General features: G+C 68.3%; 21 protein-coding genes. 9 read left to right on the plus strand and 12 right to left on the minus strand.

Annotated elements, in window-relative coordinates:
* Window positions 1-4 precede the first annotated feature (4 nt).
* Window positions 5-724, minus strand: a complete 720-nt coding sequence (locus tag ACZ7KI_RS35675) for a hypothetical protein (RefSeq protein ID WP_470277427.1) — start codon at window positions 722-724, stop codon at window positions 5-7.
* A 150-nt stretch (window positions 725-874) separates the two neighbouring features.
* Here ACZ7KI_RS35675 and ACZ7KI_RS35680 point away from each other — a divergent pair, with 150 nt between their 5' ends.
* Complete coding sequence (locus ACZ7KI_RS35680) at window positions 875-1816, plus strand: threonine ammonia-lyase (RefSeq protein ID WP_470277428.1); 942 nt, start codon at window positions 875-877, stop codon at window positions 1814-1816.
* A 56-nt stretch (window positions 1817-1872) separates the two neighbouring features.
* Here ACZ7KI_RS35680 and ACZ7KI_RS35685 read toward each other — a convergent pair whose 3' ends face one another.
* Window positions 1873-3381 carry an MFS transporter gene (locus tag ACZ7KI_RS35685; RefSeq protein ID WP_470277429.1) on the minus strand — a complete coding sequence of 503 codons (1509 nt, stop codon included), beginning with the start codon at window positions 3379-3381 and terminating at the stop codon, window positions 1873-1875.
* Window positions 3382-3629: 248 nt separating this feature from the next.
* The gene (locus tag ACZ7KI_RS35690; protein ID WP_465502334.1) at window positions 3630-4385 is read right to left on the minus strand and encodes a GntR family transcriptional regulator; all 756 of its coding nucleotides are present in this window, start codon (window positions 4383-4385) and stop codon (window positions 3630-3632) included.
* Between the two features lie 140 nt (window positions 4386-4525).
* Here ACZ7KI_RS35690 and ACZ7KI_RS35695 point away from each other — a divergent pair, with 140 nt between their 5' ends.
* Window positions 4526-5569: an SIS domain-containing protein gene (locus ACZ7KI_RS35695; RefSeq protein WP_470277430.1), complete on the plus strand. Its 1044-nt coding sequence runs from the start codon at window positions 4526-4528 to the stop codon at window positions 5567-5569.
* A complete protein-coding gene (locus ACZ7KI_RS35700; RefSeq protein ID WP_470277431.1) occupies window positions 5566-6522 on the plus strand; it encodes an N-acetylglucosamine kinase in 957 nt (318 codons plus the stop codon). Before ACZ7KI_RS35695 ends, ACZ7KI_RS35700 begins: the two co-directional genes overlap by 4 nt.
* Before the next feature lie 108 nt (window positions 6523-6630).
* On the opposite strand, the gene ACZ7KI_RS35705 is transcribed toward ACZ7KI_RS35700, so the two are convergent.
* The gene (locus tag ACZ7KI_RS35705; RefSeq protein WP_470277432.1) at window positions 6631-7350 is read right to left on the minus strand and encodes a DUF3159 domain-containing protein; all 720 of its coding nucleotides are present in this window, start codon (window positions 7348-7350) and stop codon (window positions 6631-6633) included.
* A 273-nt stretch (window positions 7351-7623) separates the two neighbouring features.
* On the opposite strand from ACZ7KI_RS35705, the gene ACZ7KI_RS35710 reads away from it, so the two are divergent.
* The 6 genes from ACZ7KI_RS35710 (at window position 7624) to ACZ7KI_RS35735 (ending at window position 12320) form a co-directional block, all read left to right on the plus strand.
* Window positions 7624-8457 carry an SGNH/GDSL hydrolase family protein gene (locus ACZ7KI_RS35710; protein ID WP_465502330.1) on the plus strand — a complete coding sequence of 278 codons (834 nt, stop codon included), beginning with the start codon at window positions 7624-7626 and terminating at the stop codon, window positions 8455-8457.
* Window positions 8458-8888: 431 nt separating this feature from the next.
* Entirely contained in the window at window positions 8889-9608 is a 720-nt protein-coding gene (locus tag ACZ7KI_RS35715; protein WP_470277433.1) for an OmpA family protein, read from the plus strand.
* Window positions 9609-9614: 6 nt separating this feature from the next.
* Window positions 9615-10058, plus strand: a complete 444-nt coding sequence (locus tag ACZ7KI_RS35720; RefSeq protein ID WP_470277434.1) for a hypothetical protein — start codon at window positions 9615-9617, stop codon at window positions 10056-10058.
* A 92-nt stretch (window positions 10059-10150) separates the two neighbouring features.
* The gene (locus tag ACZ7KI_RS35725) at window positions 10151-10627 is read left to right on the plus strand and encodes a DUF6932 family protein (RefSeq protein WP_470277435.1); all 477 of its coding nucleotides are present in this window, start codon (window positions 10151-10153) and stop codon (window positions 10625-10627) included.
* Window positions 10624-11508, plus strand: coding sequence for a hypothetical protein (locus ACZ7KI_RS35730; RefSeq protein WP_143104888.1), 885 nt, complete (start codon window positions 10624-10626; stop codon window positions 11506-11508). Before ACZ7KI_RS35725 ends, ACZ7KI_RS35730 begins: the two co-directional genes overlap by 4 nt.
* A gap of 161 nt (window positions 11509-11669) precedes the next feature.
* The gene (locus tag ACZ7KI_RS35735; protein ID WP_470277436.1) at window positions 11670-12320 is read left to right on the plus strand and encodes a DUF4190 domain-containing protein; all 651 of its coding nucleotides are present in this window, start codon (window positions 11670-11672) and stop codon (window positions 12318-12320) included.
* A 210-nt stretch (window positions 12321-12530) separates the two neighbouring features.
* Here the strand turns inward: ACZ7KI_RS35735 and ACZ7KI_RS35740 are convergent, their stop codons facing one another.
* From ACZ7KI_RS35740 to ACZ7KI_RS35775, 8 genes are all read right to left on the minus strand, one after another.
* Entirely contained in the window at window positions 12531-15326 is a 2796-nt protein-coding gene (locus tag ACZ7KI_RS35740) for an AfsR/SARP family transcriptional regulator (RefSeq protein ID WP_470277437.1), read from the minus strand.
* A 392-nt stretch (window positions 15327-15718) separates the two neighbouring features.
* On the minus strand, window positions 15719-16618 hold the full coding sequence (gene thpD / locus ACZ7KI_RS35745; RefSeq protein WP_470277438.1) for an ectoine hydroxylase: 900 nt from the start codon (window positions 16616-16618) through the stop codon (window positions 15719-15721).
* Between the two features lie 23 nt (window positions 16619-16641).
* Entirely contained in the window at window positions 16642-17031 is a 390-nt protein-coding gene (locus tag ACZ7KI_RS35750) for an ectoine synthase (RefSeq protein ID WP_465465254.1), read from the minus strand.
* A 34-nt stretch (window positions 17032-17065) separates the two neighbouring features.
* Window positions 17066-18316, minus strand: coding sequence for a diaminobutyrate--2-oxoglutarate transaminase (gene ectB / locus ACZ7KI_RS35755; RefSeq protein WP_465502323.1), 1251 nt, complete (start codon window positions 18314-18316; stop codon window positions 17066-17068).
* Window positions 18317-18354: 38 nt separating this feature from the next.
* Entirely contained in the window at window positions 18355-18846 is a 492-nt protein-coding gene (ectA, locus tag ACZ7KI_RS35760; RefSeq protein WP_465465252.1) for a diaminobutyrate acetyltransferase, read from the minus strand.
* 223 nt (window positions 18847-19069) lie between these two features.
* Window positions 19070-22042 carry a patatin-like protein gene (locus ACZ7KI_RS35765; RefSeq protein ID WP_470277439.1) on the minus strand — a complete coding sequence of 991 codons (2973 nt, stop codon included), beginning with the start codon at window positions 22040-22042 and terminating at the stop codon, window positions 19070-19072.
* 109 nt (window positions 22043-22151) lie between these two features.
* Window positions 22152-23396, minus strand: coding sequence for a DUF445 domain-containing protein (locus ACZ7KI_RS35770; protein ID WP_470277440.1), 1245 nt, complete (start codon window positions 23394-23396; stop codon window positions 22152-22154).
* Window positions 23397-23404: 8 nt separating this feature from the next.
* Window positions 23405-24187 carry an Abi-alpha family protein gene (locus ACZ7KI_RS35775; RefSeq protein WP_470277441.1) on the minus strand — a complete coding sequence of 261 codons (783 nt, stop codon included), beginning with the start codon at window positions 24185-24187 and terminating at the stop codon, window positions 23405-23407.
* Window positions 24188-24210: the final 23 nt, after the last annotated feature.

A 24210-nucleotide genomic window follows, 5' to 3' on the forward strand; every position in this document is an offset into this window, starting at 1 on the left:
GGGGTCAGGGGGCGGGGGTGCCGGAGGCGGGGGCGGACGGCGTCGTCGCAGGCGCCTGAGTGGTCGTAGGCGTCGTCGGAGGCGCCTGAGTGGTCGAAGGCGGAGTCGAAGGCGTCGTAGTGGGCGTCGCCGGAGTGGTCGGCGTGGTCGACGGCGTCGTCTCAGGCTGGTTGTCCCGCGTCTCCGAAGGGGACGTCGTCGCCGGGGTGTCCTGCTTTTCCCGCGGCTGCTCCTGGGCTTGGCCGCCGCCGATGATCTTGCCGATGGTCGTCCCGGTACCGCCGCCGAAGGACTTTCCCGTCGCGCCCTCGAAACCGGTGATCGCGACGAGCGCCACGGCGAACGCCACGACGCTGACCCCGGCGATCACCGCCCAGCGCGGCTTGAACTTCCGCCCGGACGGCTCTTCCCCGTCCTCGGACGGCTTCAGCCGGACGGTCTCCTGGTCGGCGGGGTCCAGCACCCGGCGCCGTCCCGGCACGGTCAGTACCTCGCGCGCCTTCAGCGCGGCGTCGCGCGTGCGCTGCAGCGAACGCAGGTACAACTCGCCGCCGACCGTCGTGATGACACTCGCCAGTCCCGCGCCGACCACCGTTCCCGCCACGCCGAGCGTGGAACCCAGTAGCGCCGCGGTGATCGCGGCCATCGCGGCCGCCAGCACCTGGACGATCCGCCCCTGCTTTTCGGTCTTTTCGGTGTCCTTCTCGGAAGTCTCCTTGGTCATGATCCCGTTCTGCAGCTAGTCGATCCTCACCCGGTCCTAACGAATAAGGCGCGCGGGATGCTCCCCTCGTTGTCCGCACGTGAGGAGCGCCACCTTGTCTGTCCAAAAAGGACTCTCAAATATTCACAATTCCTTGACATAATCAGGCATATGGAACTGGTTTCAATCGAGGAGATCCGCGACGCGGCGAGCCGGATCAAGGGCGCCGTGGTGCGCACGCCGCTGCTGCCACAGTCGTGGGCGCCGTTGTGGCTCAAGCCGGAAAGCCTGCAGGAGATCGGCGCTTTCAAGATCCGCGGCGCGTACAACGCGATCGCGGCACTGGACGACGACCAGCGCGCCCGCGGCGTTGTCGCGTTCTCCAGCGGCAACCATGCGCAAGCGGTCGCCTACGCGGCGAAGCGGTTCGGAATCCACGCCGTGATCCTCATTCCGGACGTGGCACCGCGCGCCAAGATCGAAGCCACCAAAGCGCTCGGAGCCGAAGTCATCGAGGTCCCAATCGACCGGCAAGAATCCTCCGCGCGCGCCGTCGGCGCCGAACGGAACCTCACCCCGATCCCGCCGTTCGACCACCGCGACGTCATCGCCGGACAGGGCACCGTCGGCCTGGAGATCGCCGAGGACCTGCCCGACGCGGGGGTCGTCCTCGTCCCGCTCAGCGGTGGCGGGCTGGCCTCGGGCGTCGGCACGGCGATCAAGGCGCTGCTTCCCGGCGCGAAGGTCATCGGCGTCGAGCCCGAACTCGCGGCCGACACCGCCGAGGGCCTGCGCGCGGGCAGGCGGATCGTGTGGCCGATGGACCTGCGGGCGCGGACCATCGCCGACGGCCTGCGCGCCCAGCCGTCGGACTTGACCTTCGCCCACCTCCAGACGGTGCTCGACGACGTCATCACCGTTTCCGAGGACGAGATCCGGGCGTCCGTCCGGACACTGGCGCACCGCGCGAGGCTGATCGCCGAACCGAGCGGCGCCACCGCGACCGCCGCGTATCTGTTCCACCGCGGCGAACTGCCCGAGGGGAAGGTCGTTTCGGTGGTTTCGGGCGGCAACCTGGACCCGGCGACGCTGACGGAGATCCTCGGCGACTAGGCCGTGTCTGTCCGTGAAGGCCTCCTTGAGGGACTCTGAGTCCCTCAAGGAGGCCTTCACGGCCTGGCAGAAGGGCGGACGTGGGTCGGCGGCGAGTCGACCCCGCAGTGCAGGCATTCGCCGGGGTGCGGGGACTCGTCGTCGGCCGGCTCCTCCGAAGGCGCCGCGAGGACGCCGTTGTGGATGCCGAGCGCGATCAAACCGCCCCCGATGGCCAGCGCCGCGCACACCAGCAGCGCCGTCCGCCATCCCGACGTCAGCGCCACCGGATCGGTGTAGGCGGCGCCGGAGAGCCCGGCGACGGCGGGCAGCACGGCGATCGCGAGCAGCCCGCCGGACCGGGCGATGGCGTTGTTGACCCCGGAGGCCACGCCGGCGTACCGGTCCGGCGCGGCGGCCAGCACCGTCGCGGTCACCGGCGCGACGACCGTCGCCAGGCCTGCCCCGAACACGACGACGGCGGGCAGCACCGAGCCGAGATACGACGCTCCCGGCCCGACGCGCATCAACAGGAGCATGCCGACGCCGACCAGGATCGGGCCGATGACCAGTTGCGCGCGCGGGCCGATCCGCTGCGCCAGTGCGCCCGACCGGCCGGAGAACAGCAGCATGATGACGGTGATCGGCAGCCCGGCGAGCCCGGCCGCGGTCGGCGAGTAGCCCAGCGAGACCTGTAGCTGCATGACCATCAGCATCATCACGCCGCCGAGGGCCGCGTAGACGACGAAGGTGAGCGCGTTGGCGAGGCTGAACGTCCGGTCGCGGAACAGTTTCGGCGGCACCAGCGGGTCGGCCGAGCGGTGCTGGATGACCAGGAACGCCCCCAGCCCCGCGACGCCGAGCACGATGGCGATCAGGACGACGACGTCCCCGATGCCGCGTCCGGGTGCTTCGACCAGTGCGCCGGTCAGCCCGGCCAGCCCGATCGCGCCGACGGCGGCCGCGGCGAAGTCCGGATGCCCGGTCGCCTGTTCGTCGCGGGACTCGGGCACGTAGCGCTTGGCGAGCAGGACGCAGACGGCGGCCAGCGGCAGGTTGATCAGGAACGCCAGCCGCCACGACCACACCTGTACCAGTACGCCGCCGAGCAGCGGGCCGATGGCCGCCGCGATCCCGCCGAGGCCGGACCACGCGCCGATCGCGCGGGCCCGGTCGTCGTGGGTGAAGGACGATTGCAGGATCGCGAGCGAGCCCGGCGTGAGCAAAGCTCCCCCGATTCCCTGGAGGATCCGCGTCGCGACGAGCATCTCGGTGGTCGTCGCGGCGGCGCACAGCCCGGACGCGATCCCGAACCAGACGACGCCGACGATGAACATCCGGCGGCGGCCGTAGCGGTCGCCGAGTGAACCGGCGACGAGGATCAGCGCGGCGAGCGCGAGCAGGTAGCCGTCGAGGATCCATTGAAGGCCCGCGACGGACGCGTCGAGTTCTTCGCCGATTCTCGGCAACGCGACGTTGATGATCGTCCCGTCGAGCATCGCCATGCCCGAGCCCACGATGGTGGTGGCGAGTACGCCACGCGCCACCGGCGTCCCCCACCGAATCCCCGCCACCCCGTCACTCATGACACGACTGAATCACGCCAACCCACCAGACCCCACAATTACCTGACCCGTCAGAGAACTTGAGTAGCGAAGCTATGGAACCGGCGGACCCGACTCCCCGAAGGCGCGCCAGCGCCGGCGGGGAGTCCGCACAGCGCGCGCCCTCTTTTGGCCGAAGGCCACGGAAACGTTTTGTAGGGCGCCCTTCAAGATCACCGCGAGCTTCACTACGGTCCAGCGCCCTGCGAAACGTTTCCGTCAGCGCGCGCTCAAGGCAAGAGCGTCGTGACGAACTTGTAACGATCGCCCCGGTAGATCGCGCGGGCGAACTCGACCGGTTTTCCGTCGGTGGCGAAGGAATGCCGCGAAAGGAGCAACATCGGCATCCCGACGTCGGCGCCGAGCATCTCCGCTTCGTGCGGTCCGGCAAGCGCTGTCTCGATCGTTTCCTCGGCCCTTTCCAGCTCGACGCCGTAGTGCTCCCTGAGCACGGCGTACAGGGAGCCACCTGCGGAAACGTGTTTGCGCAAACCGCGGAACCGGCCGAGGGGGAGATGCGTGGTCTCCAGCGCCATCGGCTGCGAATCGGCCAGCCGGAGACGGCGAAGGCGAAGGATCTTCGCGCCGACCCGGATTCCGAGGAGTTTCGCGAGATCGGCTTCCACCGGAAGTTCGTCGATCTCCAGCAGCTTCGATGACGGCTTGAGGCCCTGCTTGTGCATGTCCTCGGTGTAGGACGACAACTGCAGGCGCTGCGCGAGTTTCGGCTCGGCGGCGAAGGTGCCCTTGCCCTGCACGCGGTGGAGCCTGCCCTCGGCGGTGAGGTCGGCGAGCGCCTGGCGGACCGTGGTGCGCGATACGGTGAATTCACCCGCCAGTGCCCGTTCCGTCGGAATCGGCGAGCCCGGCGGCAACGCGTCGAGCAGATCGAGCAGGTGCTGTTTCAGCGCCCAGTACTTGGGTTCGCGCTGTCCGCGCATCCCTGCTGCAGCGCCCGCCTCACCCGCGGTGGTTGTCTCCAACATGACCGACTCCCTAAGCCTTCCCACTCAAACGCGCACCTGCCCCGCTAGGAAACGTACCCTTCACCACAAACGTCCATTCGGGCTAGCATTGGTCTAGACCTACTCGGGGGACGAGGTACGTCCCGGTGGAAGGGAACGAGATGACCGAACAGCGCCCCGGCGAGCACATGGCCGCGGAGATCTCCCAGCAACCCGCCATTCTGGCAGGAATCGTGGAGCGACAGGCCGAAATCGCCGAGGTGGCCGAAGCCATCTCCAAGCGCCCGCCCAGGTTCGCACTGCTCGCCGCGCGCGGTTCCAGTGACCACGCCGCCCTGTATGCGAAGTACCTGATCGAAGTACTCCTCGGTCTCCCCTGCGGTCTCGTCTCACCCTCCACCGCCACTTTGTACGGTGCCCGTCCCGATCTGCGGGACGTTCTCTTCATCACAGTAAGCCAAAGCGGTGGTTCGCCGGATCTCATCGAGGTCACCGAAACGGCGCGTCGCCAGGGAGCGTTGACCGTTTCGGTCACCAACACCCCCGACTCACCGCTGCGCTCCACCGCCGAACTCGGTGTCGACATCGGCGCGGGACTGGAAAAAGCGGTCGCCGCGACGAAGACGTACTCCGCCACCTTGCTTTCGCTTTACCTTCTGATCGACGCGGTCCGCGGCGGCAAGGGCGAGGACGCGGAGCGGCTGGGCGAACTCGCGCAGCAGACCCTCGACGGCGCCGACGAAGGTGTTCAGCGCGCGGTGGATCGCTACCGCTTCGTCGACCGGGTGCTCACCACCGGTCGCGGCTACTCCTACGCCACGGCGCTGGAGGGTTCGCTGAAGCTGGCCGAAACCAGTTACCTCGCGGCCCGCGCGTACAGCGGCGCGGATCTGCTGCACGGTCCGGTCGCCGCCGTAAACGGTGAGACCGCCGTGCTCGCGGTGACGAGCAAGGGGCACGGCGTGGGCGCGATGCAAGAGGTCGTCGAGGCCGTCGGCAAACGCGGGGCGGACGTGCTCGCGGTCGGCTCCGCCGCGGCCGACGTCCCCGCCGCCCTGCGGATCGGTGTCGCCCCTTCGGCCGAAGAGGTCGCCCCGATTCTGGAGATCCTGCCCATCCAGCGGATCGCTCTCGGGCTTTCGCTGGCACGTGGCGGTGACCCGGACAGCCCCCGCGGTCTGCTGAAGGTGACCAAGACGAGGTGACCCACGTCATCGGTGTGGACGCCGGAGGCACGTCGACGCGAGCGATCGCCGTCGACGCCTCCGGCGCCGTCCTCGGGTCCGGGCACGCGGGCGGCGCGAATCCCAACTCCCATCCGCCGAGGGAGGCCGCCTCGCGGATCGCGAGCGCGATCACCGGCGCGCTGGGCGGGCTCGACCCGGCGGAGACGGCGGCGTGCGTCGTCGGCATGGCGGGCGTCAGCAAGCTGAGCGATCCGGCGATCGGGGAGATCTTCACGGCCACTTGGAAGAACCTGGGGATCAGTCCAGTGCGGACGGTCCCCGACTCCGAGGTCGCCTACGCGTCGGCCACCTCCGCGCCGGACGGTTCGGTGCTCGTGGCAGGCACCGGATCGATCGCGGGCCGGATCCGCGGCAGGCGGATGGTCTCCACCTTCGGCGGCTACGGCTGGTTGCTCGGTGACGAAGGTTCGGCGTACTGGCTCGGCCGTGAAGCCGTTCGCTCCACATTGGATGCTCTGGGCCGGGGTGACGAACTCGGCCCGCTCGCGACCGCCGTCCTCGCCGAAGCGCTCGGACCGTCCGCAGTGGACGTGAGCGATCCCGGAGCCAGGACGGCGGTGTGGCGCGCGCTCATCACGGGCGTCAACGCCGAGGCGCCGATCCGGCTCGCCAGATTCGCTCCGCTCGTCAGCGAAGCCGACCGGGAGGACGACCCGGCGGCGGACCGGATCACCACCGAAGCGGCGCGGCTTCTGGTGACCAACGTCATGGCGGCGCGCGAACCCGGCGAGACCACACCGGTCGTCCTCGTGGGTGCCGTGCTGTCCCCGGCGGGCCCGGTCGGCGCGAAAGTCCGCGCCGCGCTGACCGGAATCGAGGTGCTGACCAGCACCGACGGGGTACTCGGCGCCGCTTGGCTCGCCGCCGTCGACGCGTACGGCGAAGGGGTGCCACGCCCGGCGGCCGGATGAAAAAACACCGAAAACGGTCCCCAAAAGACCAAACCATCGACTCCGGGCCCGAAGTCCGGGTACCGTAGGACCCGGCCCCCGGACCCTCCCCCCTCGCCGGGGGCCGCCTTATGTCCTGGGTAGCCCGTCGGGCTCGGAGCCGGAGGGGTTCTTGCCCGCCGCGTCCGCGTCGCCGCCGCTTTCCGGAACCTCGTCTTCCACGACCCGCAGACCGGGATGTTCCGGTGGCAAGGTGCGGTACAGCACCCAGCCACTCACCGCGACCGTCACCGCGACCAGCGGCCAGGACAGCAGCGTCCGCGCGATGCCGAGCGCGACCACCTGCCCGCTCCACCACAACGAGCCGTACACGACCACACGCAGCGTGTATTGCAGGAACACCCACACCCAGCTCGCCCGCGAATACGCGCGCAGCAGCGCGGGATCACGACGCCAGCGCGTCTTCTGCCCGATGACGAGCCCGACCACGACGCCGAGCAACGGCCATCGGATCACGATGCTGGCCGCCCACAGCAGCGCGCTGGCCACATTGGACAGCAGCTGGATGAGGAAGAAGTCTTCGGCGCGGCCGGTGTGCAGGGCGATCAGCGCGGCGGCGATCACCGCGGCGAGGCTCACCAAGACAGCGCGGGCCTTGTCACCGCGCGCGACCCGGTAGGCACCGAGCAGTACCGCCACGCCGATGGCCACCCCGGCGCCCCAGGCGATCGACTGGCCGGCGATCAGCCAGCCGACGACGAAGGCCGCGGGCGGGATGCTCGCGTCGAGGGCGCCACGCCGCCCGCCGAGGATCTGGGTGAGCGACTCACGCGGGGGTCGATAGGTCACCCTTACAGCCTGCCGGATCCATGAGCGCCGACACCCGGTCGGGGAGACGTTCGCCACATACCCTGTCCGTTTTACGCCTGCTTGAGATGAATCTCGGCAGCCCAGGAGTGTACATCCCAGTAATGGAGATGCATGGACGTCCGACAAAATAAGAGACTGTGTCAACGGACTGAACCACGGGTTTCGGCAAGGTGGGATGGCAGGGGCGTTCTCAGCTGTTAGTTGTGGTGTACAAGTATCAACCGGGGGCACACGGACGGAAGGGGACCCAACGTGTACGGATTCGACAGCTACGTGGCGATCGGTGACAGCTTCACCGAAGGACTCAACGACGATTTGCCCGACGGCACCTTTCGGGGCTGGGCGGATCGGCTCGCCGAGATCCTCGCCGAAGGCAGGCCCGACTTCCAGTACGCGAACCTCGCCCTCCGCGGAAAGATGCTCGACGAGATCCTCGAAGAGCAATTGCCCATCGCGCTGGCGGTGAAACCCGACCTGGTCACCCTGTGCGCGGGCGGGAACGACATCATCGTGCCCGGCGCGGACGTGGACGCCGTCGCCGCGCGGCTGGAGGCGGGGGTCGCCAAGCTGCGCGAGGCCGGGATCCCGGTGCTCATCTTCAACGGGCCGGACACCAAGTACCTGTCCGTGATGCACGTCCTGCGCGGCAAGGTCGGTATCTACAACGCGCATCTGTGGGCGATCGCCCACCGCCACGGCGCGAAGATGGTCGACCTGTGGGCGATGGACCCGCTGCACGACCGTCGTGCCTGGAGCGACGACAGGCTGCACTTCACCCCCGAGGCCCACCGTCGGATCGCGCTGCGCGCGGCCGAGGTCCTCGGCGTCCCGGTCGCCGACGACTGGCGCGAGCCGTGGCCGGCGTCCGACGAGCCGAGTACCTGGATCACCTCGCGCCGCTCCGACCTCGAATGGACGAAGGCGCACCTGCTGCCGTGGATCCGGCGTCAGCTCAAGGGCGAGTCGATGGGCGACGGCCTGTCCCCGAAGCGTCCGCAACTCGCGCCGCTGCTTCCGCTGGAGCAGATCGAAACGGCGACCGTCACGCTGCCGTCCGAGCGGACGATCCACCACCACGCGAGCTGACCCGGGTCGGTACCGCTGAGGCTCGTGAGTGATTTGGGTCGTTAGAACGAACCCTCTCTCAGGTACCTACTCGTGGCCTGCGGGCTTGCTCGCGTGAAGTACATGATGGCCCCCTTCGTTGCGCTAGGCGCAGTGAAGGGGGCCTTCATGTACTGGGAAAGGTGTGAGGGTCGAGTTTCCTCGGCTGAGCCGAGGGAAGGGGTCCTTCACGCGCCGCTGTTGTGACTGGTGGTGCCGCTGGGGCTTGTGATGTGGTTTCGGGTCCGTGAAGGACTCCTTGAGGGACTCTGGGTCCCTCAAGGAGTCCCTCACGGACCAGCGCTACCCAGCTCACCCGCCGTGTCACCCACAAGGGTCATGTACTGACCGCCCGGTGCACCAGGACCGAAAGCCGGTTCGCCAACCGGCGGGGCGCGGCTTACAGTCCCTTCATGCCCGGTACACGCTGGAGCCGCTTGCTGCCTACAGCGCTGCTGGTCACGCTCGCCTTGACGGCGATCTCCGTCTGGTCGGCCTCGGACGACATCGAGGCCGAACTGTCCGCGCGCGCGAAGAACGCGCTCGCCGACGTCGGTGTCTCCGGCGGCCAGGTGAGCTTCTCCGGTCGCGACGCGAACCTCAGCGGCTTCCCGCCGGACAAGGCCGCGCAGGCGATGGACGCCATCCAGCGGATCGACGGGGTCCGCACGGTCGAGATCTCCGGTGACACCGCCCCGCCCGGTCCGGTGACGACGAGCGGCGAGCCGCCGAGCCCGCCGCCCTCGCCGCCGAGCCCACCGCCCAGCCCGACCACGACGTCGGCCAAGCCGACCGACAAGGCCGGTTTCCAGGCCGAGCTCGACCGCCTGCTGACGGCCACTCCGATCACGTTCGAACCCGACACCACCGAACTGACCGAGGACGGCGAACGCGGCGCGCTGGAGATCGCGAAGCTGCTCACGGACGCGCCGCGCGAACTGCGGTTCCGGATCACCGGACAGGTGGCGACGGGTTCGGACAAGAAGCTGTCCCTGAACCGGGCGAAGACGGTGGAACGGCTGCTGGAGCGCAACGGGGTCAAACGCGACCAGGCGTACTCCACCGAACGCAAGAACTCCGACGGTGCGAGTGGCGAGGGCCGCCGCGTCGACATCACGGTCGAACAGAGGTGATGGCTGATGCTCTGGCTATTCGGGCAGATCTGGCTCTGGCTGCTCATCTCCTTCGCCCTCGGCTGCGGCGTCACCTGGCTGATGACGCGCGGCGACCGGCGTGAGCACGCGGCTCCCACGGCGGCGGCCCCCGAGCCGGAACGGGCCACCCCGGCCTACGCCGACCCTGACCCCGTGCCCGTCCCGCTGGCGGCCGAGCAGACGCAGTTCATCCCGCCCGCGCGGATCCATGACGACGACGAGCCGTACGACCAGGAGACGGAAGGCCACCGCGAGGGCCAGCTGACCCCGGAGCCGGTACGCCCGGCGCGGGTCTACCACCCGGAGGAGCCGGAACCGGCGGGCCGGAACGGCGGCCACGGCCACGAACCCGAGCCGGTCTGGCCCAGTGACGAGGACTGGCCGCCCGGCGGCCGCACCGCCGAGTACCGGCCGGGGCAGGGCGGCTGACACCCGCCTGGTAAATTCGGCTACGCACTGTGAGCGTGAAGCCGGGCACATTTCGTCGATCGGGAGCCCCGGCACACGAAGGAGGCTCCGATTTGGCGCTCCCCTATTGGACGCCGCACAACCTGCTGCCTCCGGGCCGTCATCCAGCCGACCTCGCCGACGTCTATGAGCGGCTGGTCTTCGACGCACCGCATCAGAACGACCGCGAAATCCTGTTCAGCGCGCTGAACAGCTACCTGGGTGTCGCCCGGCGGATCATGCCGACCGGCCGCGCGTGGATCGGCGGCGATCTCACCGCCAGGACCCCGCACGCGCCGCAGGGACTCGACGTGGTGCTGATCCCCGACGAATGGGGCGCGCTCAAACGGCTCGACGACGCCGGACGCTCGGCGCTGTACGGGCTGCTGACGCTGCGCGGGGTCATCGTCGGCCAGCCGGCCATGTATCTCGACCAGGTCCAGCCCGTCGGCGGCATGCTCGACGGCTTCCTCTGCCGCCCCGGCGACGAGGACATCTGGGAGGAAGTATGGGCATCGGGTGGCAGGGGAATTCCGGAAGTGATCTGGTGAGGAACGAATTCCGGCGTATCGCCGACGAGATCCCCGGCGGCACCTGGCTCGACGACCTCGCCCGCGCGTCGGCGATGGCCGCGTACGCGAAGTTCGAGCGGACGGCCCGTTCGCCGCTGCTTCGCGTGTCCGTGATCGGCGAGTCGCATCTCGACGCGTACACCTTCTCCGACATCAGCCGCGCGCTGCAGGACGCGACCGCGAAGATCGGGCACATCATCCGGAACCCGTCGGGCGAGGTGACCATCGTCCAGCCCGCGGACCGGGAAAAGGCGCCGTTGATCCAGCGCGGCCAGGCGGGCAACGCGATCTTCTTCGGCTTTCCCGAACCGGCGCTCGACGACGCGCTCATCCACGACGGGCTCGAATCGCTGTCCGAACGCGCGGTCAAGGAACTGTGCGACTTCCTGCCTGCCAACGGTTCCGACGACGGCGCGCTGGACGCGGTGCTGCTGCAACGCGACACCGTCCGCAACGCGGTCAGCGACATCGTCAACGCGGTCAGCAAGCACGCCGGGATCGGTATGGCGCTGACCCCGACAGCCGGTGAAGAACTGACCCGCAGCATGACCACCGAGCAGGCCAGGATCCTGTCCGGGAGCCTGCGCGAGTCGCGGGAGGCCGTCGGCTACGAGACGGTCAGCGGCAGGCTGGACGGCGTCCGCACCCGGCGCCGGATCTTCTATCTCGAACGCGAATCGGGCGGCACGATCCAGGGCGCGGTCGCGCCGGATCTGCTCGACGAGATCAAGGAGAACCTGGACCGGCCGGTGACCGCGCGGCTGCGCGTCGTGCGCACCACGACCATCGACGGCCGCCGCGGCCGCCCGGTGCACGAACTGCTCGAGATCACCCCGGAAGTCAACCTGTTCGATCAGTGATCGGGTTTCCGACATTCGGCGATGCCACAATTCTCGTCAGAAAATATCGATAATCGCTTGATCATCGTTGAATGATGACTTTTTCCGGCAGGTAACAATTTCGGCCATTGCCCCGAACGATGGGTTAACGTCTTCGGACGGAAGCCTCCGAAAGGGCATGTATGCCGACCGATCCACCACTCCCGCACCCACCGGCCACCCGCTACGGCCCGGGGTTCGCCACGCACGGGACCCGGCACCGAAAGCCCAAGAACGGCCTGGTCATCGCCGGTTTCCTGGTCGGCCTCGCCGCGCTCGGGGTCGCCTTCGTCCCGGTCGCGGGGCTCGCCGCGTGGCCGCTCGCCGTGATCGGGATGATTCTTTCCGTGATCGGTTTGATCAAAATCAAGAAGGGCGAAGCAGACAAGAAGGGAATGGGTGTAGCGGGACTCGCGCTTTCCATCGCGGGCCTGCTGGCCGCGAGCGGGTTAATGGTCTACACCAACTTCTTCACTACTGGTGAGTCGGGACTGCACGTCCCCGCTGTCGCCGGTGACAAGAACCGCGTCGAGTTCGTCGTGAGCGCCTCCGGCGGGGCGACCGTCCGGTACGGCTCGCTCCACGACCAGCGGAGCGAGACGACCCCGGCCAGCACCGACGAATGGCGCGGCACGGCGTCCTTCAATTCGGGCGACTATCTGCTCACCGTCACCGCGGACACCCGGAACTCGTCGGTCAGCAACCAGATCGCCTGCTCGATCCTGGTCAACGGCCGGAAGGTGGCGGAGAACAAGGGGCAGACCATCGCGCTCTGCACCGCGAACGCCGGCTGACGCGCCGCCTGGCGGCCGGCCGGTATCGCCCCCACCTCCACCGGCCGGACCGCCACGAGCCGCTCCTGGCGGCTCTTCAGACGGATCCGGAATCCGGATCCGCCCGAGCGCCGATCTCTGTCGCGTGCCCCTCCCCTAGGGCTCGACCGGCGCCGAACCGGACCCTACGCGCGCGAATGCCGAGGCCACTAAGAATCCGCTAAGGATCACTCACCGACCATCGCCGAGATCCGCGATTTCCCTCCGGACCATGCCGGCGAGCTTGGGATTGACGTCGGAAAGGATCTTCAGCGCGAGCGCGAATTGCTCGCGGGCACCGTCCACATCCGACCCGGCCCGCAGCACCCTGCCCAGTGTCAGCCGCAGCACGCCCTCCTGGAGGACGAACCGCCTGCTGATGGTCAGGTCCACGGCCTCCCAGACGTAGCGCTCGGCGGCGGCGAGTTCGCCGATCTTCATGCTCAATTCGGCGAGGTTGTTCAGCGAGACGACGACGTAACTTTCATCGCCGAGGGTCCGGTCGATCTCCAGCGAAGCGACCTGATGGCCGATCGCCTCGATGAACCGGCCCGCCCGCTTTTCGGCCTCCGCGCAGTTGTTGAGCGCCTGCCCGCGCAGTTCGAGATCGCCGGTCCGGGCGGTCTCCTCGACCGCCTGCCGCAAGGTCGCGATGGCCTCGTCGTGCCGTCCCAGCAGGGTCAGCGCCGAGCCGAGGTGGATGTTCGCCGAGATCATCAGCCGGTTGTCGCCGATCGCGCTCGCGAGTTCCAGCGCGCGTTCGGCGTCGGCGAGACAGCCCTGCGGCAGTTCGAAGGTGAGCGCGATGGCACACCGCGAGATCAGCATCCAGCAGCGGCCGAGGACGTCGCCGGAGCGCTCGGCGGCGTCGAGGCCGATCTCGACCAGCCGCGTCCATTCGTCGAGCAGCGGGTATACCGCACGATAGGTGTGCGCGACCCTCGCCAGCCGCCACACGTCACCATGGCGACCGGCGGCGCCGGCGGCTTCGAGGACCTCGACGAGGTTGCCCCATTCAGCGGCGAACCAGTCCTGCGCCTCATCGAAGGTGTCGATCGGCGGCATCTGCGCGTCGCTGAGTACGCCGGTGAAGTCGAGTGGGTCGACGATCCGCAGCATCTTGCGCCGGGCCCGGTCGGCGACGGCCTGGTAGTACCGCACCGACCGCGAAAGCACCTCGTCCCGGTCTGCCTCGTCGAGTTCGTTCTCCGCCAGTTCACGGAGGAACAAGCGGACGAGGTCGTGCGAGGCGAAGGCGTCGCGACCGGTTTCGGTGAGCAGGTTGTGCGCGGCGAGCACCCGCAGATGCCGCCGTGCCTCGGCGACGGTGATCCCGCGGATCGCGGCCGTCAGATGAGAGCCCGCCGAAAGGCACTGGACGACGCCGAGCCGCAGGAAGGTGTGCGCGACATCGGCGGGCAGCCCGCGGAACGAGACGTCGAAGGCGGCGCGGACCCCGTCGTCCGGGCCCTCGACGTCGAGCGCGGCGAGTCTGGTCCGTTCGTTGCCGAGTTCGTCGACAAGGTCCTGCGCGGACCACTGCGCGCTGGCGGCGAGCCGGGCGCCCGCGATCCGCAGCGCGAGCGGGAGATAGCCGCAGAGCCGGGCGAGCGCGTGGTTGAGATCGAACCCGGCGGGCCCGGCGAGTTCCTCGATCAGCCGGACGGCGTCACCGGGGGCGAGCGTGCCGAGGACGCGCAGTCTGGCGGCGTTGGACACGGCGAGCCCGTCGAGTCTGGAGCGGCTGGTCACCAGCGTCATCGATCGCGATCCCGGCGGCAGCAGCGGTCGCACCTGCTCGGCGGAGCGGGCGTTGTCGAGGAGCACCAGCATCCGGCGCCCGGCGATCATCGAGCGGTAGAGGGCGATGCGTTCGTGGACCTGATCGGGGATGCCCTCCGCCGGGACGCCGAGCCCGAGCAGGAACTGGGTGAGCAACTCGGCGGGCTCCAGCGGCGGGTGGTGCGGGTCGAAACCGCGCAGGGAGGCGAAGAGGATGCCGTCGGGGAAGCGGCGGGCGGCGCGATGGGCCCACCACACCACCAGGCTGCTCTTGCCGATCCCGGCGGTCCCGCTGACCACTCCGACGGCCGTCTCGCCCGCTTCGGCGCGGTCGGCGAGCTCGTCGAGCCAGGCGAGATCGGCCTCGCGGCCGGCGAGATTCGGCACGGCGGGCGGCAACTGCTGCGCCGGTGTCGCGACCTGCTCGGCCTTCGGTTCCGCGACGACCTTGACCGGCAGGTCGTCGTTGAGCACCCGCTCGTGCAGCCAGCGCAGGTCCGCGCCGGGTTCGACGCCGAGGGTGCGCAGGGTCGCGCGCGAGACCGTGCGGTACAGCTCGAGCGCGTCGCCGCGGCGCCCGGCGTGGTACAGGGCGCGCATCAGCTGTCCGGCCGTGCGCTCGGCGAGCGGCTTGGCCCGGACCAGCGGGCTGAGTTCGACGATCAGCTCCGCGTGCCTGCCGAGTTCGAGATCCGCGTCGACCCGCGCGCCGTGGACGGCGAGCCGCAGATCCTCCAGTTCGGGCGCGCGGACCGAACCCGGAACACCGGCGAGCGCGGGGCCCTGCCACAGGGCGAGGGCCTCGGCGAGCAGTTCGGACGCCTTTTCCGGGTCCTCGGTGGACGCCCGGTCCAGCAACGACCTGGCGCGATGGACGTCGATCCGGCCGGGGTCGACGGTGAGCTGGTAGCCGGGCGGCGCGGTGAGGATCTGGGCGCCGCCCGGATGGTCGCCTTGGATGTCTCGGAGCACCCGTCGCAGGTGGGAGACGTTGCCGTGGACGATCGTGCGGGCGGTGGCCGGCGGGTCGTGGCCCCACAGCGCGTCGATGATCTCGTCGAGCGCGACGACCTTGTTGACCTTCAAGGCCAGTAGCGCGAGAAGCCCGCGGACCCCGGGACCGCCGACGGGTACCGGCCGGTCGCCGTCGAGCAGCTGCACGGGACCGAGAAGCTGGAAGCAGGCAGGGGAACCGCTTTCGCCCATGACAAGCCCCCTCCCCCGATCTCTCCCCTTACCGGAGTAGCCAACCTACCGCGCGAAGACGCCTTCAACCAGAAAAGCCTCGTGAGTGGTAATGACGGTTCCAACCGTCATTACCACTCACGAGACCAAAAAGGCTCCGTGCCCATCAGTCCCGATCTGATGGGGCACGGAGCCGGGGGATGTCCGATTTGGGCCGCCTGGGGGCGCGACCCACACCGGACATCGGCGTCCACGTCCGTCCGGGTGGGCTCACCCCGAGCGAAGAACCCGTTCGGTCGTCGACAACACCTACGTGAGCAAGCCCACTGGCCCGTTCACGTGGCGACAACGTAACAGGGCGCACACCAACAGCTACAGGCGCCCCGTCAAGGCCTTCGCTACCTGCGGTTTCGTCAGCGCGTCAGCGGAGTCGAGTCGCGGCCGGCGATGAACGCGGGACGCGGCTCGATCGCGGCGAACGGTTCCCGCAGCGCGTTCTCGACGCTGTTGAACACCACGAAGATGTTCGACCGCGGGTACGGCGTGATGTTGTTCGCCGAACCGTGCATGACATTCGAATCGAACCAGAGCGCCGAACCGGCCTGTCCGGTGAATTGGTCGATTCCGTATTCCGCGGCGAGTTTGGTGATGTCTTCCTCACTGGGAACACCGACCCGCTGCTCTTTCAGTGAACTCTTGTAGTTGTCCTCGGGGGTTTCCCCAGCGCATTGGACGAAGGTCCGCTGCGACCCCGGCATCACCATCAGCCCGCCGTTGAACGGGTAGTTGTCGGTGAGCGCGATGGAGCAGCTGACCGCGCGAGGGGCGGGCATGCCGTCCTCGGCGTGCCACGTCTCGAAATCCGAGTGCCAGTAGAACCCGGTGCCCTTGAACCCGGGCATGTAGTTCACGCGGCTCTGGTGGATGTAGACCTCGGAGCCGAGGATCTGCCGGGCCCGGTCGAGCACGCGGGGATCGCGGACGAGTTCCGCGATCAGCTCGCTGGTCTCGTGGACGTCGAAGATGGAGCGGACCTCACCGGTCTTGGCCTCGGTGATCACGCGCTCGTCGTCGCGGTGGTCCCCCGACGACATGCGGACGAGTTCCTGCCAGTACGTCTGGACCTCGCCAGGCGACAACAACTGGTCGACGACGGTGTAGCCGCGGGCCTCGTGGTTGGCGAGGGTGGCCGCGTCGAGGGGACCGTCCGCCTCGCCACCCCAGACGGTGGGGTGCGTGCGGGGGAGATGTTCGGGCTTACCCGTGATGCGGGTCGGGTAACTGTCGTCGACTCGGGTGTCGGTCAGCGTCAATGCAGTCGCCTCCTCGAGCGATTTTAGGGTTCGGTGACGAGCGGGTACACGCCGTTTTCGTCGTGGACCTCACGACCGGTGATGGGCGGGTTGAACACGCAGACGCACTTGATCTCGGTCTTCGGCCGGACCTGGTGCTTGTCGTGGTCGTTCAGCAGGTACAACGTGCCCGGCTTCAACTGGAACACCTCACCGGTTTCGGTGTTCTCGATCTCGCCTTCACCGGAGGTGATGAAGACCGCCTCGATGTGGTTCGCGTACCAGAAGTCGTTGACCGTCCCGGCGTAGAGCGTGGTCTCGTGCACCGAGAAGCCGACGCCCTCCTTGGCCAGCACGATGCGCTTGCTGCGCCAGTTCGGGGTCTTGATGTCGGCGTCGGTGTCGGTGACCTCGTCGAGTGTTCTGACAAGCAACTGAGAACTCCTTCTTTCTTCCTGGTGAGGACGGTCAGTTCAGGACGGTGGCGATGGCCTCGTCGATGATCGACAGGCCCTTCGTGAGCTCGTCGTCGGTCAGGGTCAGCGGCGGCAGCAGCTTCATGACCTCGCCGTCGGGACCGGAGGTCTCCATCAGCAGCCCGCGCTCGAAGGCGGCGGCGCAGACCTTGCCTGCGAGGTCGCCGTTGGCGAACTCGAGGCCCCTGGCCAGACCGCGGCCCTTCGCGAGCAGGTTCGCGTCCGGGTACGCCTCGACGATGCCTTCGAAAGCGGAAGCGATGCGCTCGCCCTTGGCCTTGGTCGACTTCTCCAGCTCGTCGTCGCTCCAGTAGACGCGCAGCGCCTCGGTCGCGGTGACGAACGCCGGGCTGATGCCGCGGAAGGTGCCGTTGTGCTCGCCCGGCTCCCAGACGTCGAGGTCGGGGCGGATCAGCGTCAGCGCCATCGGGATGCCGTAGCCGCCGATGGACTTCGACAGGCAGACGATGTCGGGCTTGATGCCCGCGTCCTCGAAGCTGAAGAACGGGCCGGTACGGCCGCAGCCCATCTGGACGTCGTCGAGGATCAGCAGGATGCCGTGCTTCTTGCACAGGTCGTCCAGCGCCTTGAGCCACTCGATGCGCGCGGCGTTGATACCGCCCTCGCCCTGCACGCCTTCGACGATCACGGCGGCGGGCTCGTTCAGGCCGCTGCCGGAGTCGCCCAGCAGCTTCTCGAAGTAGAGGAAGTCCGGGATGGAGCCGTCGAAGTAGTTGTCGTACGGCATCGGGGTGGCGTGCACCAGCGGGACACCCGCGCCGCCGCGCTTCATCGAGTTACCGGTCACCGAGAGGGCGCCCAGCGTCATCCCGTGGAAGGCGTTGGTGAAGTTGATGACGGCTTCCTTGCCGGTCACCTTGCGCGCGAGCTTCAGCGCGGCCTCGACCGCGTTCGCGCCACCGGGGCCGGGGAAGACGACCTTGTAGTCGAGGTCGCGCGGCGCGAGGATCTTCTCCTTGAAGGTCTGGAGGAAGTCCCGCTTGGCCACGGTGAACATGTCGAGCGCGTGCGTGACACCGTCACGGGCGATGTAATCGATCAGCGCGCGCTTGAGCGCCGGGTTGTTGTGCCCGTAGTTCAGCGCGCCGGCGCCGGCGAAGAAGTCGAGGTAAGCCTTGCCGTCTTCGTCGTACAGGTAGCTCCCCTGCGCCCGGTCGAACACCACGGGCCAGCCACGGCTGTAACTGCGTACTTCGGATTCGAGTTCCTCGAAAATGCTCATCACGTTTTCTTTCTCCCTGGGATCCCCGGTTTTATGTTCTATCGGCTGCTGAGCGGACCGATTCGATACAGATCCTCTTGCTCATGCGTTCCGTCCTCGGCCGGGAAATCGTTCGCGGAGAACAGATCCCGGCGTTCCAAGGTGGCGTTCCAGCGCTTGGCGAACGAGGCGAACAACCGGATCGAAGCCTCGTTGTCCGGAGTGATCGTGGTCTCGAGGTACCGCACGCCCTGGGCGACCAGACGGCTGAACAGCTCGTCGAGCAGTGCCCCGGCCAGCCCTTTTCCACGCTGGGACGCGTCGACGGCGACCTGCCAGACGAAGCCGGTGTCCTGCTTCCGATAGCCGATCACGAAGCCGACCGGGCTACCGTCGACTTTGGCGACCACCGAGGTGTCCGCGAAATCATGACACCACAGCAAATAGGCGTACGACGAGTTGAGATCGAGCTTCTTCGAATCGCGGGCGATTCTCCAGAGCGCGGCACCGTCGGCCTTGGTCGGGGATTCGATCAAGTGCTTTCCGGACATGTCCAAGAAACGTACCGGAGGATTCGGCCGAGGTCAGATCAGGCGATCAGCGACAGCGCGGCTACCTGCAACAACCCCGAAACACACGTGACAAAGGTAACGGTAACGTTTGAAGCGCAGCACTTGTGGGTAAGGCCGCTTCGATGCGGTCTCACTGCACGTGACGATACCAACCGTTACCACGCCATCGCAGGCTCAGGGCGCGATTCGCCGCCCGAATACGCTATTCACGTCGCCGTCCGCGACGGACGATGGACCCGAGCGGCGTCCAAACGGCGGGCAGCAGGAGCAGCAGGCAGACGACCAGCCACCAGACCGGCGCCTCCCCTCGCCGCCAGCCCGCGACGACGTCGCCGAGCCAGCCGAATAGCGGGTCCCGGACCGGCGGCAGGAAGGCGGCGAACAGCAACCCGGCTCCCGCCAGCACGCCGAGCACCGTGAGCACCATCCGCCACGTCTTGCGCAGCGTCATCAGGCTGACCACCAGGAACACGATCGCGCCCGCGGCGACCGGGACGCCGACCCACTGCAGTACCGGGCCGCCCTGACCACCGATGACGAATCCGGCCAGCACGGTGACCAGCGCGGCCAGCACGTTCCACGGCGACGGCAGGGTGGCCGCGCCGCGCGTGATCCACCAGGCACTGCGTCCGGCGGCCTGCGCGAAGGTCGCGGCCGGCTGGACCGATTTCGGCACCCTCGTCGCCCCCGCGGCCGCGTTGATCCCGGCGGCGCCCGCCTTGACCAGCGTCTTCGTCAGCAGCATCGTCCCGCGTTCGTGTTCGAACCGCTCGCCCGAAACCTGGCACGCCTGGAACGCGCGCTGCGTCTGCTCGTCGGTCTCCGGTTCGTTCTCGATCAGGCGCCGGAACCGTTCCGACGGCTTCCCGTTGCCCTTGGCCGTTTTCGCGTCGTGTCCACAGTGGAGGCCGACGCAGGGCAGTTCTTCGCGCGCGATTTCCAGCTGCCGCGCCCTGGCGAGCACCATCGCCGTCACCGGCATGCTGATCGGCAAGGTGGTTTCCCCTCGCACGTCACCGAGTTCGCCGTCGAGGCCGAGGAAAGCGAGTTCGGCGGCCAGTTGCGCGCGCAAGGCTTCCGCTTCCTCCTGGGACAGACCGTCCTCGGTACCCGGCTGCCGCCAGCCGATCTTCCGGAACGCGTCCCGGACCTGGGCGCGGAAGGCCTCCGGCCCGACGACGTCACGCAGCAGCCGCAGGCGTTTCGGATCGAGCAGGCACTGAATCAGCCAGCCCGCGCCGTCGACACGGCCCCACATCCAGTCGTTGGCCCGCCACGACGCCTTGTAGAACGCGCCGAAGTAGTCGGCCTGCATCCCGGTGAGCTTGTCCCAGGAGCGGCGCCTTTTCATGTCCATCAGCGTCCGTGAATCCGCGCTCACCTGGACGAGATCGACGCGTTGGTCGACCGACGGCGGCTGCGCGAGCAGCCCACGGGTCGCGATGTGCAGCCGCACCAGGCGAGAGGTGACGATCGGATCCCCGGCACTCTTGTCGTCCGAGGTGAGCCCTGTCCAGGCCAGTAGCGTGCTGACCGTATCGGCCGCCTCGGTGTCCGGTTTCGCTTTGGCCAACGGCAAAAGGATCGGTGTCGCCTGCCGGAGCGCGGCGACCACCATCGGCCACGCTTCTTTCAGCGTGTCCGACCGGCCGAGCTCCGCCCATTTCTTGGCGAGCCCCTCGATCCAAGCGGCCAGCGTGACGTCGGACGGTGGCGGCTCCTGTTCGGCGACCCAGCTCGCGAGCCGCATCCCCCGTGCCGCCCGGTGGCGCGCCTCGTGCAGCAGCACCCGGCAGCGATTGAGCTGCAGCGCCTGATCCGGCGTGGGATCGAGCCGGAAACCCGCGTTCACCAGCTGGATACCGGTGGCCACCGAATCGTCCAGCGCGGTGGTGCGGAAGGCGACCAGATCTTCCAGCTCGCAAGTGTCCTTCGGCTGTTCGGTGGGCAGGCCGTCGCGCAATCCCGACGCCGCGGCCGCGCGCAGCTGCGCCGCCGTCCCGGACGCCCACTGCCGGCCGGGATCCTCCACATCGGACAGGGAAAGCCTGCGGGTCGCCTCCCGGACCAGCGCGGTGGCGTCCTCCTGCACCCGCCGGTCGCGGTAGTCGTTCATCAGCCGCGGATCGACCAGCTTCTCGGGGTCGCCTCGAACCCCCAGCGAGGCAAGGGAAACGCGGGTTCCCCTGGTCCGGACGACGGCGTCGTTGTGCCGGGTCAGGTCTTCGAGCTCGGCACTGATCGTCTGGCTCAGGACGGTGCCGACGACCTTGCTCATCGCGGTGCCCAGCAGCGGCGGACGCTCCGGATCGACCTCGACGCGTTCGGCTTCGCGTTCCGCCGTCGGCACCACGTACAGCAGCAGCCGCCGGACGTCCGAATGCGACTGCCGTTCGAAGATCTCCCGCAGCGCCGGACGCAACGGCTTGTTCAGCAGCACCCCGCCGTCGGTCAGCCAATGCGACCGCGTGACGTCGGTGTAGCGGCTCATGTCCGGATGCAGCGGGCCGGTCTTCTCGCCGATCGGCATCCTGGCGAGTTCGAACGCGCCGGGAAACGAGGCGGTGGACCGGGCCGCGAGCGCGAGCGGACCGACGACGTCATCTGTCCATAAAGGACCATCGAACCGGAAGAGCAGGCGATGTTCGGTGTCCCGCACGAGGTTTCCCAGCGCGTCGTCGAACCTGGTCGTCTCGCCGTCGATCATCGTGCCGGTGAGCAGCACGGTGATGTCGGGGCAGTCGGGTTTCACCGTCGCCTTGTCGGTGATCCGGTGCAGCGCTTCCTTGAGATCGCCGAGCAGCACGCGATCGCCGTTCAGCAGCGACCTCGGCTCCTTTTCGCCGGGATCGCGGATCAGGTTGTCGAGCGATCCCGTGCTGATCCACGTGTCACGCAACACCTCCGGACTCGACCGGAACGCCTCGGCCAGCCCGAGGCACGCCGCGTTGATACCGCCCGCGCTCGTGCCGGTGAGCACGTCGAGCGAAACGGTGGCGTTGAGCAGGTCGAGCAGGGTCCGGTACGGACTCGTCGATTCCGGCTTTCTCGACGCCTGCAGCAGATGCGACGTCTCGGTGGCGACCCCGCCCATCCAGACCGCGAGGCTCGCCCCGCCCACCATGGTCATCGCCAGCCGGATCTCCTGCGGCCACGGACTCCCCGCGTCGGCCATATGCGCCCTCCCCAAGGCTTTGTGCAGGAGGCACCTTAGACCGGACGGATGAACCGGGGTACCGCCGTTGGTGCCGCCTTTCGGGCGGCCCCAAGGGCAACTCCCTCGCTCAGGCGGCGAAGTGTTCCAGGAGGAGCACCTGCGCTTCACCGACGGCGAAGCCCAGGCCGGCGCCGGTCGCGATCAGGATCCATTCGTCCTGCTGGAACGCCGGCCGCAGCAAGCCCTCGAACTCGCGCGGCGACAGCTCCTTCATCTTCGTCACCAGCACGTTCCGGATGTCCATCGCATCGTTCGCGTAGTCCTCGATGTACCGCATGGTCTCCGGCAACTTGTCCATGATCTTCTCGGCGATGTTCAGCTTCATGTCCTGATACCGCCTGCTGCCGACGGCGAACACCACCAGCGGTTTCCCGACCCCGACACGGCGTCCGAGCTGCGCGTCGAGCTGTCGCTGGATCAGCCCGAGCACCCGATCCGACAGCGGCCCGTGCAGCACCGCCTCGATGACGTTGTGCGGGGTGATGATCTCCTTCGCGATCAGCGCGCCGTACGCCTCCGCGACCTCGCCCCGCCGCTTCAGGAACAGGCCCTGCCAGCGCACGCCGAAGTACCGGCGCTCCTCGAGCGGGTAGAAGATCATCCGCAGCGCGAGCCAGTCGGTGAACCAGCCGGTGAACAGGCCGAACAGCGGCATGATCAGCGGGAACTTGAACAGTACCCACGCGACCATCTGGATCACGCCGATCAGCCCGCCGAAGAAGATGCCGGAGCGGGCGATGAACTTGAACTCCTTGTCGCCCGCCTCCTGGAAGATCCGGTTCAGCAGCCGTTTGTCCTTGACCAGCGCGGTGACCACCATGCCCTTGAGGTCGAACACACTGTCCACATCGGACTTGATCAGCTCCAGCACGGCGGCGACCATCTTCGGCGTCTCGGCCTGGACGCGCTGGATCACCAGCCGCTGCACCCGCACGGGCAGCGATTCCCACAGCCCCGGCTGGTAGTGGGCGGCGACGTCGCGCACGATGTCCTCGACCGCCGCCTGCAGCGGTTTTTCGATCTCCTTGGCGATTCTCTGCGGATCGAGCCTGGCGACGACCTCCGCCGGTTTGATCAGCTGCTCGGTCATCGTGTCGCAGGCGATGCTCGCCATCCGCGCGGCGCGTTTGGGCACGATGCCCTGCCAGCCGAGGAAGGGTTTGATCCCGATGAACTCGACCGGCTGGAACATCATCCGGATCGCGACGAGTTTGGTGGTGTACCCGATCAGCGCGGCGACGATCGGGATGGAGACGTAGATCGGCCAATGCTGGGCGAAGTCGGCGAGGATCCCCTCGAAGAACGCACCCATGCCGGGGGTCAGCCCGCGCTCGGGTCGCAGGCTTGCCAGAACTGGGCGCCGAGCCGGGAAATATGCACCGTGCGCTTGACGAACTTGGCCCGTTTGACCGACTTCTCCGCCTCGCGGACGGTCTCGTCGGTCAGCAGGATCTCGTACTGCGTATCGAGTGAGGGCACCTCTTCGTCCAGCTCGACCAGGCCGAGCCCGATCAGCCGGGTGAGATAACCGGGCACCTGGTCGGGCAGCGACACCCCGGCCGCCTTGCCGACGGTGGAGGCGTTGCGCAGCACGAACCGCCCGGCAGCGCCGAGGTTGGTCCGCTCGGCGACGTCGACGGCGGGGAACGGCGAGCCGTCGGAAAGCGCGGAAAGGATGCGGGCCTCATCCGGCGTCAACTGGCGCAGGATGATCGCGTAGAGGTACTCACGGGCGCGTTCGCGGCCGAAGCCGATCGAATGGTTGAGCAGTTCCGCCATCGCCGCGCGGAGCGGTTCGAGGTGGGCGCGGGTGTGCACGAGGGTGATGGTCGCTTCGACCGGGCGGGAGCCGTCGGCGTCGGGGCGGTTCATCGCGGACGCGGCGGTGAGCGCGGCGTGGTAGGGATCGTCGACCTCGTCGAGACGGCGGCGCAGCTCCGAAAGCAGCTGCCGCTCGCCCTGTTTGATGACCTGCTCGGCGATGTCGACGCCGGGGAGCTTGCGGGTGTATTCGATACCCGTACGGGCGGCCCAGCCCGCCAGCCGTCCCGCGCGTTTGGCGAAAGCGGCCAGGTCGTCACCGGCGGCTCGATCGTTGCTCACGGGCACTCCCCTCGCGTTCGCGC

The sequence above is a fragment of the Amycolatopsis sp. NPDC039088 genome (assembly GCF_055598845.1).

Coding starts and splice junctions, on each gene's coding strand:
- ACZ7KI_RS35675 (WP_470277427.1), bottom strand. CDS start 724: ATGACCAAGGAGACTTCCGAGAAGGACACCGAAAAGACCGAAAAGCAG.
- ACZ7KI_RS35680 (WP_470277428.1), top strand. CDS start 875: ATGGAACTGGTTTCAATCGAGGAGATCCGCGACGCGGCGAGCCGGATC.
- ACZ7KI_RS35685 (WP_470277429.1), bottom strand. CDS start 3,381: ATGAGTGACGGGGTGGCGGGGATTCGGTGGGGGACGCCGGTGGCGCGT.
- ACZ7KI_RS35690 (WP_465502334.1), bottom strand. CDS start 4,385: ATGTTGGAGACAACCACCGCGGGTGAGGCGGGCGCTGCAGCAGGGATG.
- ACZ7KI_RS35695 (WP_470277430.1), top strand. CDS start 4,526: ATGACCGAACAGCGCCCCGGCGAGCACATGGCCGCGGAGATCTCCCAG.
- ACZ7KI_RS35715 (WP_470277433.1), top strand. CDS start 8,889: ATGCCCGGTACACGCTGGAGCCGCTTGCTGCCTACAGCGCTGCTGGTC.
- ACZ7KI_RS35720 (WP_470277434.1), top strand. CDS start 9,615: ATGCTCTGGCTATTCGGGCAGATCTGGCTCTGGCTGCTCATCTCCTTC.
- ACZ7KI_RS35735 (WP_470277436.1), top strand. CDS start 11,670: ATGCCGACCGATCCACCACTCCCGCACCCACCGGCCACCCGCTACGGC.
- ACZ7KI_RS35740 (WP_470277437.1), bottom strand. CDS start 15,326: ATGGGCGAAAGCGGTTCCCCTGCCTGCTTCCAGCTTCTCGGTCCCGTG.
- ectB (WP_465502323.1), bottom strand. CDS start 18,316: ATGAGCATTTTCGAGGAACTCGAATCCGAAGTACGCAGTTACAGCCGT.
- ectA (WP_465465252.1), bottom strand. CDS start 18,846: ATGTCCGGAAAGCACTTGATCGAATCCCCGACCAAGGCCGACGGTGCC.
- ACZ7KI_RS35765 (WP_470277439.1), bottom strand. CDS start 22,042: ATGGCCGACGCGGGGAGTCCGTGGCCGCAGGAGATCCGGCTGGCGATG.
- ACZ7KI_RS35770 (WP_470277440.1), bottom strand. CDS start 23,396: ATGGGTGCGTTCTTCGAGGGGATCCTCGCCGACTTCGCCCAGCATTGG.